The 13063-nt window shown below is 42.1% G+C and carries 14 protein-coding genes; 9 read left to right on the top strand and 5 right to left on the bottom strand.

From position 1 onward, the window contains the following. Positions 1-118: 118 nt before the first annotated feature. The gene (locus tag ACVA58_RS05515; protein WP_446509427.1) at positions 119-331 is read right to left on the bottom strand and encodes a hypothetical protein; all 213 of its coding nucleotides are present in this window, start codon (positions 329-331) and stop codon (positions 119-121) included. Between the two features lie 522 nt (positions 332-853). Between ACVA58_RS05515 and ACVA58_RS05510 the strand changes: the two genes are divergently transcribed. The 8 genes from ACVA58_RS05510 to ACVA58_RS05475 all read left to right on the top strand — a co-directional run bounded on the left by ACVA58_RS05510 (position 854) and on the right by ACVA58_RS05475 (position 9607). Continuing rightward, positions 854-1663: a DeoR/GlpR family DNA-binding transcription regulator gene (locus ACVA58_RS05510; RefSeq protein WP_446509426.1), complete on the top strand. Its 810-nt coding sequence runs from the start codon at positions 854-856 to the stop codon at positions 1661-1663. 45 nt (positions 1664-1708) lie between these two features. Continuing rightward, the gene (locus ACVA58_RS05505) at positions 1709-2692 is read left to right on the top strand and encodes a substrate-binding domain-containing protein (RefSeq protein ID WP_446509425.1); all 984 of its coding nucleotides are present in this window, start codon (positions 1709-1711) and stop codon (positions 2690-2692) included. A gap of 63 nt (positions 2693-2755) precedes the next feature. Beyond that, positions 2756-4273, top strand: a complete 1518-nt coding sequence (locus ACVA58_RS05500; RefSeq protein WP_446509424.1) for a sugar ABC transporter ATP-binding protein — start codon at positions 2756-2758, stop codon at positions 4271-4273. Further along, positions 4266-5255, top strand: coding sequence for an ABC transporter permease (locus ACVA58_RS05495; RefSeq protein ID WP_446509423.1), 990 nt, complete (start codon positions 4266-4268; stop codon positions 5253-5255). Before ACVA58_RS05500 ends, ACVA58_RS05495 begins: the two co-directional genes overlap by 8 nt. 14 nt (positions 5256-5269) lie before the next feature. Then, positions 5270-6304 (top strand): ABC transporter permease, encoded by a 1035-nt coding sequence (locus ACVA58_RS05490; RefSeq protein ID WP_446509422.1) that lies wholly within the window; start codon positions 5270-5272, stop codon positions 6302-6304. A gap of 14 nt (positions 6305-6318) precedes the next feature. Continuing rightward, complete coding sequence (gene alsE, locus ACVA58_RS05485) at positions 6319-6990, top strand: D-allulose 6-phosphate 3-epimerase (protein ID WP_446509421.1); 672 nt, start codon at positions 6319-6321, stop codon at positions 6988-6990. A gap of 25 nt (positions 6991-7015) precedes the next feature. Next, entirely contained in the window at positions 7016-7984 is a 969-nt protein-coding gene (locus ACVA58_RS05480) for a ribokinase (RefSeq protein ID WP_446509420.1), read from the top strand. Positions 7985-8008: 24 nt separating this feature from the next. Beyond that, the gene (locus ACVA58_RS05475) at positions 8009-9607 is read left to right on the top strand and encodes an FGGY-family carbohydrate kinase (protein WP_446509419.1); all 1599 of its coding nucleotides are present in this window, start codon (positions 8009-8011) and stop codon (positions 9605-9607) included. Positions 9608-9722: 115 nt separating this feature from the next. On the opposite strand, the gene ACVA58_RS05470 is transcribed toward ACVA58_RS05475, so the two are convergent. Genes ACVA58_RS05470 through ACVA58_RS05460 form a run of 3 tightly spaced genes read right to left on the bottom strand, consistent with a single transcriptional unit; the run spans position 9723 to position 11030 of the window. Then, the gene (locus ACVA58_RS05470; RefSeq protein ID WP_446509418.1) at positions 9723-10031 is read right to left on the bottom strand and encodes a DUF202 domain-containing protein; all 309 of its coding nucleotides are present in this window, start codon (positions 10029-10031) and stop codon (positions 9723-9725) included. Then, positions 10028-10399, bottom strand: a complete 372-nt coding sequence (locus ACVA58_RS05465; RefSeq protein ID WP_446509417.1) for a YidH family protein — start codon at positions 10397-10399, stop codon at positions 10028-10030. Before ACVA58_RS05465 ends, ACVA58_RS05470 begins: the two co-directional genes overlap by 4 nt. Before the next feature lie 7 nt (positions 10400-10406). Then, a complete protein-coding gene (locus tag ACVA58_RS05460; RefSeq protein ID WP_446509416.1) occupies positions 10407-11030 on the bottom strand; it encodes a Crp/Fnr family transcriptional regulator in 624 nt (207 codons plus the stop codon). A gap of 164 nt (positions 11031-11194) precedes the next feature. Between ACVA58_RS05460 and ACVA58_RS05455 the strand changes: the two genes are divergently transcribed. Then, positions 11195-12010 (top strand): sulfite exporter TauE/SafE family protein, encoded by an 816-nt coding sequence (locus ACVA58_RS05455; RefSeq protein WP_446509415.1) that lies wholly within the window; start codon positions 11195-11197, stop codon positions 12008-12010. A gap of 98 nt (positions 12011-12108) precedes the next feature. Here ACVA58_RS05455 and ACVA58_RS05450 read toward each other — a convergent pair whose 3' ends face one another. After that, complete coding sequence (locus ACVA58_RS05450) at positions 12109-13032, bottom strand: triose-phosphate isomerase (RefSeq protein WP_446509414.1); 924 nt, start codon at positions 13030-13032, stop codon at positions 12109-12111. Positions 13033-13063: the final 31 nt, after the last annotated feature.

The following is a 13063-nucleotide window of genomic DNA, read 5'->3' as shown; positions in this document are numbered from 1 at the left end:
ATTGGTAGACACAAGGGATTTAAAATCCCTCGACGTTCGCGTTGTGCCGGTTCAAGTCCGGCCCGGGGCACCATCTACATAAGAAAGCCTCAGCAGAAATGCTGGGGCTTTTTTTCGTTCAAATGTCTTCTTTAAGTCCTACAGCATAGATGGTAACCAAAGAGATAGAGCTGGAATGTGAGTTACTGCCATCAATACCGCAATCATAGTCAGTCAGAATGGCAGCAGTCCACGACTTACCTGAGTCATACTGACGTTCCCCACCGCACATCCGGCATAAAAGTGCAGTCCCAACTGGTGGGGTAACTAGCCCAATGCTTAAGTTCATCATGATGATGATGCCAAACTTACGATGACTGCCAACAATCCTTTCTTGAACATATGACTCTCCTTGTATTGTTTGTATGTTTTTTTGGCACTCACAGTTCCTAGTTGAAAATATCCAAAGTGAATTGCTGAATTTGCCTGTAAGAGTAGAAAGGTACTTAGGAGAAGCCGGATGACATGAAGCATTCAACTTCTCCCATTTGTCCCAATAGCAGAGAAAAATGACGATTAACAGCGAAATATCGCCTTGCTGTTAAATGAAACCAACACATCAGCCAACATCGGGCATCACCAGTCATGTGTCTTTGTGCCCGTTTCCCACAAACCTCCACGCGCGACTTCACATTATCTTCAGTGAAGACATGGGCGAAACGGAATACTGTGAAAGTATATCGCTGAGTTTATCAATATGGTTGAGTACGTCACAAACTGTATCGCATTTAATCAACGTGAATTTAATTTTGATTGGCTACTCATACAAATAATTTTCACATCACTAGTATATGGACATAGAGGGAGGACACGAATGCTTCAGCAGGTCCGAATTGAGCGTGTAGCACAACTAGCGGAGCAAAAAGGCTCGGTTACTGTAGCGGAGTTGGTATCAGAGTTTGCTGTTTCAAAGGAAACAGCCAGACGAGACATCAATGTGTTGGTTGAACGTAGAGTACTTTCACGTACATACGGTGGAGCAATTTTTATTAATAGGGTGTTATCCAATAATGGATCAATGCATTCCGACTCTAAAACCTTAGCGAACCCAGAAGTTGAAGCCCCGTTATTTAGTGACAAGAAGAACAAAAATGTAAAGCAGAAAATGTCTTTGGCAAAACGGTGCCTTCCATTTATTAGAAAGCATGACCTCATTGTACTGGATGGCGGTTCGACATCATGGTTTTTGGCCAGACAGTTGCCAGATATTGAAATGACAGTACTGACGAACTCGCTCGAAATTGTTCAGGTATTGGCCTGCAAGAGCTCAATTAGAACAGTGTGTTTGGGGGGAGAGTACCAGCCAGAACATGGGGCATTTATGGGGCGCTTAGTTGAGGTGTCACTTTCTGAATTTAAAGCAGATAAACTGTTTATCTCCTGTGACAGCTTTAGCCTTGAAGATGGTCTTAAAGATAACTCAATGGCCACATCTGAAATAAAAAGAGCAATGATAAGTATAAGCAAGGAAGTGTTTCTACTTGCAGACGAATCAAAGTACCAGGTGGAAGGAGAATATTGCACCGTCGGTTTTAACAAAATTGATCATGCTGTTCTTGGCTTCACTCCGGATTATGAACTTCTCCAGGAGTTGGCGTGGAACAATGTAACTATGGTGGATTAAACAGGATAGCGTTATAGCCGCCAATAACTAGAAAGGGACCTACAAATGAAGCTGAACAAACTTACATCTGCACTTATTGCCTCAACCATTGCTCTTGCATCGAGCGCTGCGACTGCAGATACGCTGAGGATGGGGGTCGTAGTTAAAATTGGCGGCATCCCTTGGTTTACTGCGATGGAAGAGGGAATTAAATCTGAAGCAGAAAAACGTGGAATTGACGCTTGGATGATTGGGCCAACAGCGGCTGATCCAGCGCTACAGGTAAGGGCGATTGAAGATTTGATTGCTCAGCGGGTTGATGTCATCGGTGTTGTTCCCAACGATCCGACTGTACTTGAGCCCGTGCTGAAAAAAGCTCAAGAACAAGGTATAAAAGTTATTGTTCATGAGTCTCCAGACCAAAACTTTGCTGATTGGAATTTTGAGCTTGCTGACGCCACGATCTATGGTGAAACTTACGCTAAAGAGCTGGCTCAATGTATGAATGGAGAGGGTAAATATGCCATTTATGTTGGTGGCTTAACGGTTCCACTTCATATGGCTTGGTCAACGGCGACGATTGATTATCTTGAGGCAAATTACCCAGAGATGGAAATGGTGGCTGATGTATTCGGTGTTGCTGAATCAGTAGACGATTCAATGCGTACAACGAATGATCTATTTAGTAAGCACCCAGACATGAAAGGCATTATTGGGTTTGGCTCTCAAGGTCCTATCGGGGCGGCACGTGTTGTACAGCGACAGGGTAAAAAAGATCAAGCCTGTGTGTTAGGGCCGTTTAGTGCTAGCCAGGGTCAACGTCTTGTTAATAATGGCAACCTTAAAGGTGGGTTTATCTGGAACCCGATGACTGCTGGTGAAGTGTTTGTTCGAGTAGCTGAAATGACTGTCAGTGGCGATAGTTTTGAAGAGGGGATGACAATCGAAGGTTTAGGCCCTATTAAGATCTCCAATAATAACTTGTATGGTGATAAGTTGGAGCCGCTTGATAAAGAAAACATTCCTCGTCTTGTGAAGTTAGGTCTGTAATCTCCCTGTATATCCGCCATATCAATTATGGCGGGTTAATATCTCAAAGTTCAGGTTATATATATGTCAGCAATGTTGAAAGAAAACATTGGTGGTCACTTTATTAACGTAAAAAGCCTAACAAAAAGTTTTAGTGGCCATAAAGCGTTAGATAATGTCGACTTTCAATTGAAATATGGTGAAGTGCTTTGTCTTGCAGGTACCAATGGTTCAGGTAAAAGTACTCTTATTAAAGTTATTTGTGGTGTTCATGAACCGGATGATGGTTCAATTATTGAAATAGATGGAAATCAAATTAAAAACATCACACCAAGTAAAGCTAGGGAATTAGGAATACAAGTTATATATCAGGACTTATCATTATTTCCTAACTTATCTATTGGTGAAAATATTGCCTTTTCTATACATCTTGATTCCAATTTTTCGCTAGTTGATAAAAAAGTAATAAATAAAACGGCCAAAAAGATAATAGATGAGTTTAATTTCTCTTTAGATCTTGATGATATGGTAGAGAACCTGCCAATAGCCCAACGTCAACAAGTTGCTATTTGCCGAGCTTTAGTTTCAGATGCCAAGTTGGTCATTATGGATGAGCCTACAGCATCATTAACTCGAACTGAGGTCAATCAGTTATTGCTCACAGTTAATAAGCTCAAGGCAAAGGGGATTGCTGTCGTTTTTGTCAGCCATAAACTCGATGAGGTTATGGAAGTGAGTGACAGGGTTGCTGTCATTAAAGATGGCATTATGGTGGGGGCTTACGATGCAACTGACATGACATCGGACAGGCTAGTTGAGCTCATGACAGGGCTTAGGATAAAGCATGCCATTCGTCATTCTAATGTGAGTGATGACACGCCAGAGATACTTCGATTGGAAGGCCTAAGTAGAAAGGGGCAATACGACGACATCAGCTTTTCACTAAAGCAAGGGCAAGTGCTTGGCTTGTGTGGCCTGTTAGGTTCTGGACGTACCGAGTTAGCTTTATCTCTGTTTGGTATTACAAAACCTGACAAGGGCTCTATTTATATTGAAGGTAAAAGAACCCAGTTTAAGGACCACCAGGATGCCATCAATAATGGTGTTGGATATGTGTCTGAAGATAGGCTTACCCTTGGCCTAGTGCTAGAGCAGTCCGTAAATGAGAATACAGTGCTTTCTGTAATGGATAAGCTAAAAACCAAAGCTGGTTTTATTGATGATGAAAAATGGCGATCAACTGTTGACCGCTGGATAAATGATCTTGGTGTTAAGGTTTCTGATCCATCATTACCGATATCATCACTTTCAGGTGGTAATCAACAAAAAGTGGTGCTCGCTAAATGGATCTTGACCCAACCCAAAATACTTATTTTGGACTCGCCAACGGTCGGGGTTGATGTTGGGGCAAAAGACAGTATTTATGAGCTAATTTCTAAATTGTCAGAACAGAACGTCGCTGTTATTTTGATTTCGGATGAAGTCCCTGAAGTATATTACAACTGCGATACCGTGCTTCATTTTGACAGGGGTCAAATTGTCGATTGCTATCGAACTGCTGAGATTGATGCTCAAGAATTGCAGGAGAAAATAAATGCCTAATTTATCAAGATTCGCACCAAAATCGGTTGAAGGGTGGCTAGTCATTGTTATTGCTGCCTTGATTTTTTTCTTCTCCGTACAAAGTGAAAACTTCTTGACGATACGAAATTTTCTTGACTTAGCGGAAAGCTATTCGGTAACAGGTATATTTGCATTAGGTTTATTTGTCGTCCTTATTACAGGCGGTATTGATATTTCTTTTGCTGCAGTGGCATCCGTCACACAATATATGATCGCCACTTTTGTGATGTCTTTAGGTATTGATAGTGCCAGCGTTGCTATCCTTTTCTGTGTGTTATTAGGGGTAGGGTTTGGTGTATTGAATGCGGTCCTAGTTTATTACTTCAAAATCATATCAATAATCGTGACTATTAGTATGCAGTCGGTGCTATTTGGTCTTCTTATGTGGTCGACAAATGGTCGCAGCCTCTACGACCTGCCAGATTGGATATTTGAGTTTTACCGGGTCTTGCCATTTAGTATCGGCGGACAGGAGTATATTGTTGGCTTACCTTTAGCAGTCTTGATCGTGTTGGCTGTAACAACGTGGTTCATTCTTTCAAAAACGTCACTAGGCAGAAAGATTTATGCTGCTGGCGGGGATATGGAGTCAGCACGTCGAATTGGTATTAAAGTTGGAGGCATCCATCTACTAGCCTACGGTTTCTGCGGTGCAATGGCTGCGATCGGTGGATTGGTGCAGGTATACCGTATGGGGGAAGTCGTTCCGAATGCACTTGTGGGCAGTGAGTTAAACGTATTGGCAGCTGTTGTACTTGGTGGGGCAAGCCTGTCCGGTGGTAAAGGAACTGTTTGGGGTACGCTCCTTGGTGTTTTCCTTGTAGGGATGTTGAACAACGGGCTCAATATTATTGGCGTATCAAATTACTTTTCTGATGTCGCTGTTGGTCTAGTCATTATTGCAGCAATAACTATTACCCATTACGGCAAACGACGTGAAACCAATGTTGGGTTTAGCTAAGGGAGTCTAATCGCATGAAATTAAATATGAATAAACTGAGTGAGACGACAATTAGTCTGATAGGGCTCCTTGTCATGGTCTTTGTCATCTTTTCAATAATGATCCCCGGTCAATTTTTGACTGCAGTCACTTTCAGTAGTATGGCGTACCAATTGCCTGAGCTTGGCTTACTTACGCTTGGGATGTTTATTGCTATCCTTAGCGGAGGACTTAATCTTGCCATTATCGCAACATCTAATATTACCGCGATTTTCATGGCATGGTTGTTCGTCAACCTGATGCCAACAGACGCAGGTGTTGCCCTTCAATTAGTTTGGTTAGTCATCGCGTTAGCTGGGGCCTTTATGATAGCTATTGCTATCGGTGCTCTGACAGGCTTTTTCGTGTCGAAAATTGGCATTCACCCGATACTTGTAACGCTTGCCGTGATGACAACAGTGAACGGTTTGGGTATTTGGCTCACTCATGGTGCTGCGATAAGTAATATGCCATCAACAATATTGTTTATTGGGCATAGTTCGATTTTCGGAGTCCCAGTCTCGTTACTTCTGTTTTTGGCTGCAGCTGCAGCGCTCTATTTATTTCTTGAAAGGACGCATTATGGAAAATACGTCTATATGTACGGAAGTAATATAAATGCGACGTACTTTAGTGGGATAAATACGCACAAAGTGACAATGTATATCTATGTGATCAGTAACCTTCTTTGTGTCTTGGCGGGCCTTGTCATGATGGCTCGATTTAATTCTGCTCGAATGGGTTATGGTGAATCGTATCTATTGTTGACAGTACTTGCTGTCATTTTAGGAGGAACTGATCCCTTTGGTGGTTTCGGTAAAGTATTTGATGTGGTGTTAGCTCTCGTCACCCTCCAAGTGATTTCAACCGGTCTTAATTTAATGGGTGTAAGCCAACACTTTAGTTTAGCCATGTGGGGGATAGCCTTGTTATCGGTATTGATTTACCGATTCGCCAAAGCCAAGTATGGCCCCAAAATCAAACAAAAACTTAAGCCTAAAAATACATCACAGACTATTACCCAAGGATAATAACGGACTCTATTATGGATATTAAAATTGCACCATCACTAATGTGTATGAATTTGATGAAACTCGAGGAACAACTTGCTTTTCTCAACCCTCTTGCAGACTTCTACCACGTTGACATTATGGATGGCCACTATGTGCCAAACATTACGTTATCACCGTACTTCGTAAAGCAAATTAAACCATTTGCAACGTTGCCTATTGATGTTCACTTAATGGTTGAAAAACCAGAACAATATATTGAAGAGCTAGCTGAAAGTGGCGCTGATTATATTTCACTCCATGCTGAAACTATTAATTCAAAAGCGTTTAGATTAATTAATAAAATTAAGTCATTGGGTTGTAAGGTTGGTATCGTCATTAACCCAGCGACACCGGTAGAGACAATTCAACACTATGTTAGTAGTTTGGATAAAATCACGGTAATGACAGTAGATCCAGGTTTCGCTGGTCAGCCATTTATCCCAGAAACACTACAGAAAATCAGTACGTTAAAAGACTGGAAGCTCACAAACAAATATAACTACCTAATTGAAGTGGATGGCTCCTGCAACCAAAATACGTACAATGATTTGCTCTGTTCAGGAGCTGAAGTTTTGGTCATGGGCTCAACTGGACTATTCGGACTAAGCAATGACCTCACTCAAGCATGGGATGTGATGGGTCAGCAGCTTAAAGCTAGCGCATAATGTTTTGATTATAAGGAAATTACTTATGAGCCAACAAAGAGCAAAACGTATTTGTGTATTTGGTTCCTACAATGTTGATGTGGTTGCAAATGTTCCACGCTTTCCAGTGCCTGGAGAATCATTGATAGCGAAAGATAGTGCAACAGGGCCGGGCGGGAAAGGGATTAATCAGGCTGTTGCAGCTTCTTATTCCGGTGCTCGAGTACATTTTATTGGTAAGGTGGGCAACGATGATTATGGAAAGATTGCTAAAAATTACCTGAAAGAGGTAAACATTGACGTCCATACATTATTTTTCTCAGAGACTAAATCAACGGGTCTTGCACTTATCTATGTGGCAGAAGGGAATGCTGAGAACATGATTGCTGTAAACCCTGGGGCTAACCTTGATGTGACTGATCAAGAGGTTAACCGGTGTCTCCCTGTGATTGAAGCAAGTGATATATTATTGACTCAATTAGAGAATAATATTGATGCTTTAGATTCTTTGATTAGTAGCGCGTACCTTTCTGGTGTTTATACTGTCGTCAACCCAGCCCCTTACCAGGACGTTCCGCGGGATCTGTTTGCCAAGATAAACTTAATTACCCCGAATGCAACAGAAGCGACCTTATTAACCGGGATTGACGTCGATGATGTTGATTCAGCGTCTAAAGCTGCAAAAATTTTACACGAATTTGGTGTGGAGTCCGTTATTGTAACACTGGGTAGTTTGGGGGCGCTTCTCTCTGAAAATAATCGGGTAATGCATATCCCTCGATTCCCTGCCAATGCTATAGATACTACGGGAGCTGGCGATGCGTTTAATGGTTCATTAGTTGCCGCCTTGGCAGAAGGTAAATCATTATATGATGCCGCAATGTATGCCGGTGCTTATGCTGCTTGTGCGGTAGAAAACCATGGGACAGCAATTGCCATGCCTGCTAAATCCGCAGCATTAGAAAAGCTGGAGGCACATAATCAGATGCACCTTCAGTACGAAATGGCTCAATAAATCACGGTCGGTTAGGGGATATAGATGAGTTATTTCGTTGGAGTTGATGTTGGGTCTGGTAGTGTTAGAGCAGCCGTTTTTGATAGCGAAGGTCGTTCGATTTCACATGCTGTTAAAACAATCAGACAATATCGGCCAATGCCAAACTTCGTTGAACAAAGTTCTGATGGTATCTGGTCGGCCGTTTGTTACTGCGTAAGTCAGGCCGTAGAGCAAAGCTTGCTGCCTAAAGATGAAATTATTGGTATTGGCTTTGATGCGACGTGTTCACTAGTTGCATTGGATGCCAATGAAAACCCAGTTTCAATTTCACCTACCTTAGAAGATGATCAGAACATTATTATGTGGATGGATCATCGTGCTCAAGGAGAAGCATCATACATCAACGGTCTTGAGCATGAGTGCTTGAAATATGTTGGCGGTGAAGTCAGCCTTGAAATGGAAATACCTAAAATTCTATGGCTGAAGAACAATTTGCCAGCGCAGTTTGATAAGGCGAAGTATCTCCTCGACCTTGCTGATTTTCTGGTGTTTAAGGCTACAGGCCAGCTCATTAGAAGCAGCTGTACTATGGGGTGCAAGTGGAATTACCTTGTTGAAGAAAATAGATGGGGAGAAGGATTCCTAGAACAGTTGGGGCTAGGTGAACCTACTTCTATGGACAAAATCTCTGGTGAGCTCCGCTCTATTGGACAAGCAGCAGGGGTGCTACAGAAAGACACCGCAAATCAATTGGGTTTATCTGATAAAACCGTTGTTGCCGTCGGGATTATAGATGCTCATGCGGGAGGTCTTGCAACAATAGGTAAGAATTCCGATCACTCAATTGCCGTTATTTCTGGTACTTCGACTTGTTTTATGGCGTCAGCTACACAAAAACGTTTTGTGGAGGGTATATGGGGACCTTATTGGGATGCGATGCTCCCGTCCGCTTGGTTGCTCGAGGGAGGGCAGAGTGCCTCAGGGGCATTAGTGGACTTCGTCATTGAAAATAGTAAAGCGGCTGAAGAGCTGAACTTGTTGGCAACAAAGAGACAATGCTCAACGTTCGACCTCCTTAACGAATTAGTGACTGAGGTTGAATTACTCAACCCTAACTGCACGATTAACACCCACGTGTTGGATTATCATCATGGTAACCGTTCTCCGATTGGGGACGCGACGCTTACAGGTATGGCCACAGGCTTAACATTGAATAGTGATTTACAGACGTTGGCTGTTCATTACTTGGCGACAATTCAATCCATTACTTATGGGGCGCGGCATATTATTGAAGCGTTAGAAGCTGAAGGGCATCAAATTACAGAAATTCATATGTGCGGTGGAGCAACTAAAAATCCTTTTTGGATGCGTGAGTTATCTGACGTAACGGGTTTACCTGTATATCTTAACTCAGAGCCTGAAGCGGTATTACTCGGTTCTGCAATTATGGCTGCTGTTGCAAGTGAATATTACACAAATATTGGCACTGCAATTACAGCGATGGTTCAGCAATCATTAACGGTAACTCCTAATCACCAACGGAAAAGCTTCCATGATGCGAAATATAGCGTGTATAGGTGTATGTATGATGATCAGGTTAAATATAAAGCCATGATGGAAAAAGGGCTTGAGGCTTGTTGAGTTTAAATAATGCTGAGTCCTAAAATAGGATCACGCATTTTACTAAGCCAGTAGACACTCTCTACTGGCTTATTAGTACACATCACTCGATGAATATTCACATATGGCAATACGGTTATATCCACAGAAAAGCAAGATACCCTGCAGCGAGAAGTAAGATTAAGGACGAAAGAAAGAGCTTAATCCCATACTCCTTGGCTGAAACGGTCATGTCATTGTCGAATATCTGAGTAAAACGATAACGGCAGTAAAACGTCCCCAATATTGCCGACAACATTGCGATAACACCTATTGCGGGTAAAACTATGATGTCACTTTGCTGGGTGACTTTGAGGAATAGTAGTCCTAATGCGAATAATACCAACTGGGTTCTCAACCAGGACATGGCTGTTCGCTCGGGCTGTAAGCCCGGATCCCTACTCAAAGTAGAATAACCAAGATGACGACAAAGGTAAAAAACAGCATGACAAAGCTAATGATTTTGAGAAATCCGGTATATTTCAATTGAGCATTGGTTCGCATGGCCTTTTCATTCTGTGACCAACGGCGGTATGCAAAAACGGCCAGAAGGCCTGAGCAAAGACACAAAAAAGATGATATCAATACCCGGACAAGAGGATCGGCAAGGTCGGGGGTAAGCTGATCAATACCGATAGCACCGGCCAGTAATGCAAGAGCAGTACGTATCCAGGCCAGATAGGTTCGCTCGTTTGCTAGAGAAAAACGATAATCAGGCGCTTCCCCTTCGTTGCGCCAAGTATGTCGGGGGAGTCGTTGTTTGATACGTTTCATTGGTTGGCTATTTAATTAGTAGTGACTTACGGTAGTCTGCCAATTGCTGCAGATTAACAGGTTGTGGCTTGCGGCTGTTTCGTTCTAGTATCCCGTTATCTTTTAGTGTCTTGCAATAACGAATGACCGTTGTGGTGTCAGTACCGCTGTATTCGCCAATCTCACGGTAGGTCCATGGATACTCTGGGTATGTATTGAACATGTAATGTATCGTATCGAGGATACGTTTTTTAGCGCTAAAGGCATTAAATTGCATGAGTCGTTTTTCAGCTTCCCCTAACTCAGAGCAGACTTCTGCCATCAGAAATCTGGCTAAACTCGGGGCTGTTATATCGAGAGATTTATAATCGTTTACATTTATTCGAATGATAGAGCTATCCAACATTGCTCTGGCTGTTGATGGGTAATTTTGCGCAGTAAAAAGAGAACGATACCCGAAGTAACAGCCCGGTCCATATATCCTCAAGAGTGACTCTTTCCCGCTCTCCGAAACTTGATACAGCCCAACCAAGCCTTGTTCTACATAATAAAAACCCTTGGCTGTCAAACCATTACGATAAACAGCTTCTTTTTTATTCACGTCAACCAGTTCAATATCGTTGGTTAGCTGTGTTCGGATATCAATAGCCATTTTTGATTCTATTTATAAGAACTTCAAGAGATACTTTACCTGATAAGAAGCTAAACAAATATGATCATCACCATAAATATTAAAGTTATTCATGCCGTAAAATGATTGTTAGTGGAATCGTTTGCAAGCAAAGAAATACAATTAAAAGTTGGGGATCACCTTTCATGGATATGGTAAATATTTTATCGGATTTACTCGCAACAGAGGCCTTGGTGCTTAAAATTGTTTTGGGCAGTATTTTTGGCCTGTGCTTAGGTTTAACTGGGGTGGGAGGTGGCGTATTGCTTATTCCGATGCTTCAGTTATTTTGCGGAATGGCCCCCGTACTCGCAGTGGGTACCGCAAGTTTAATATCAGCTTTGGTGAAAGTGAATGCATCTATTGTTCATGTTAAAGCAAAGAATGTTTCTTGGCGGAAAATTTCAATATTGTTTGTCGGTGCGTTGCCAATAACATTACTTGTAACACAGGTAGTTATTTATTTTAATCAGCACCCATTACATCAAGAAACAACGCAAACTATTATTACGAGTCTTGTTACCGTTGTCATGGTTGGTTCCTTGTTATCGGTGTTTTACAAGCTTAGATCCTCGCCAAAAGTAAAGCCGACACCGTCAATTGTGAGTAATAGCGATAGAAAGGCTCTAGTTTCAGGTATGTTTTGTGGGTCAATTCTCGGCTCAACAGGTGTTGGTGGCGGTGTTTTGCTGCTTCCTGTGCTCAACAATATATTAAATTTGGATATCAAGAAAGCGATTGGTTCATCTGTGGTATTAGCACTTTTCCTATCAGGATTTGCTGCTCTTGGTTATGCCAAAGGGGGGCAGGCAGATGTGCATACCGCAATTTGGTTTGTTGTTGGATCATTCATCGGTGTACCTGTCGCGGCTTCTTTACTCGGCAAGATATCTGAGAAAACAACTTATATTATTACGTTAACGGTTATCTTAGTGAGTTTGGTACTTTATACATTGTTTTAAAACTCTCTGTTAACCGCTGAACCAAACAAAAGAGCCCCCACCAAGTTTCTGATATTAGGAGGGGGCTTTTTAATCATTAACTTTTAAATTATTGAATATTAAGATGTATAAATGGATAGGATGTTTGAAAGTTCGTCAACCTGAAAGCCAATAGGTTGAGTAAAGTTGGTTAAGGCAATTAACCCGCCATCAAGTTGGTTGATATCAGCAAGCATAGCGGCATTCTCAGCTTTCAGTCCACCACCGTATACAACTGGCATCGTTACGTTGAAATTGGCTTTTACAGTCTGTTTGATGAAGTCGGTGATAAGGCCAATGTAGTCACTGTTAGGTGGTGTTTTTCCCGGGCCAATAGCCCATACAGGCTCATAGGCTAGTAGTACGTTGTCTTTCAGTTGTTCGGGTTTGATTAGGGAGAGGCTGGTAATGATCTGGTTTTTTAATGTATTTTTTGCTCGTACTAATTGTTCTTCCTCTGTCCCGTTTCCACGTTCTTCAGCTGTTTCGCCAATACAGATCGCCACTTTCATTTGCTGTTCTAGGGCACAACAGGCTTTTTCACTAATGATTCCACTAACGACCTTGTTTGCAGAATCGCTGCAGAAATCTTCTGCGCCAGTGTATTTAGAGATAACAACGTTCAGGTGGCGGCGCTCTTCACAGTGCCCGATAATACTGGCCTTGCTACCGAGTGTAGCCTGCGTTGCTGCTATCGGGTGTGAGGTAAAGGCACCGAAATTTCCTCCTATGGTGACATCTTCACGGTGGCAGCTTTGGCAGCCGATAGACATATTACTGATGTTTGTATCTGGATTGGCTTGTAATTGTTCGATGGCAGCATGGAGGAGAATATCGGGTACGAATACGGAGAGGTTTATCTTTTCATTTGCACCCCAGCCAGCATCAATAATACTTTGGATAGTTTCCCTTATCCAATTAACAGGGTTATCTGATGGGCATACTCCACCTTTCTCTCTATTAACTTCAAATCTTTTTAAATTAATGAGTATGTTTTTTTTCATTTCTATTGTTCACATCGTTGTAGGATAAGTG

The sequence above is a fragment of the Photobacterium sp. DNB22_13_2 genome, assembly GCF_052873915.1.
This window is presented reverse-complemented; position numbering and strand designations above follow the sequence as displayed.

Excerpts from the sequence above, each read along its gene's own strand:
- ACVA58_RS05450 (WP_446509414.1), bottom strand. The coding sequence starts at position 13,032 with ATGAAAAAAAACATACTCATTAATTTAAAAAGATTTGAAGTTAATAGA.
- ACVA58_RS05455 (WP_446509415.1), top strand. The coding sequence starts at position 11,195 with ATGGATATGGTAAATATTTTATCGGATTTACTCGCAACAGAGGCCTTG.
- ACVA58_RS05510 (WP_446509426.1), top strand. The coding sequence starts at position 854 with ATGCTTCAGCAGGTCCGAATTGAGCGTGTAGCACAACTAGCGGAGCAA.
- ACVA58_RS05515 (WP_446509427.1), bottom strand. The coding sequence starts at position 331 with ATGATGAACTTAAGCATTGGGCTAGTTACCCCACCAGTTGGGACTGCA.
- ACVA58_RS05460 (WP_446509416.1), bottom strand. The coding sequence starts at position 11,030 with ATGGCTATTGATATCCGAACACAGCTAACCAACGATATTGAACTGGTT.
- ACVA58_RS05500 (WP_446509424.1), top strand. The coding sequence starts at position 2,756 with ATGTCAGCAATGTTGAAAGAAAACATTGGTGGTCACTTTATTAACGTA.
- ACVA58_RS05480 (WP_446509420.1), top strand. The coding sequence starts at position 7,016 with ATGAGCCAACAAAGAGCAAAACGTATTTGTGTATTTGGTTCCTACAAT.
- ACVA58_RS05495 (WP_446509423.1), top strand. The coding sequence starts at position 4,266 with ATGCCTAATTTATCAAGATTCGCACCAAAATCGGTTGAAGGGTGGCTA.
- ACVA58_RS05465 (WP_446509417.1), bottom strand. The coding sequence starts at position 10,399 with ATGAAACGTATCAAACAACGACTCCCCCGACATACTTGGCGCAACGAA.
- ACVA58_RS05505 (WP_446509425.1), top strand. The coding sequence starts at position 1,709 with ATGAAGCTGAACAAACTTACATCTGCACTTATTGCCTCAACCATTGCT.
- ACVA58_RS05475 (WP_446509419.1), top strand. The coding sequence starts at position 8,009 with ATGAGTTATTTCGTTGGAGTTGATGTTGGGTCTGGTAGTGTTAGAGCA.
- alsE (WP_446509421.1), top strand. The coding sequence starts at position 6,319 with ATGGATATTAAAATTGCACCATCACTAATGTGTATGAATTTGATGAAA.
- ACVA58_RS05490 (WP_446509422.1), top strand. The coding sequence starts at position 5,270 with ATGAAATTAAATATGAATAAACTGAGTGAGACGACAATTAGTCTGATA.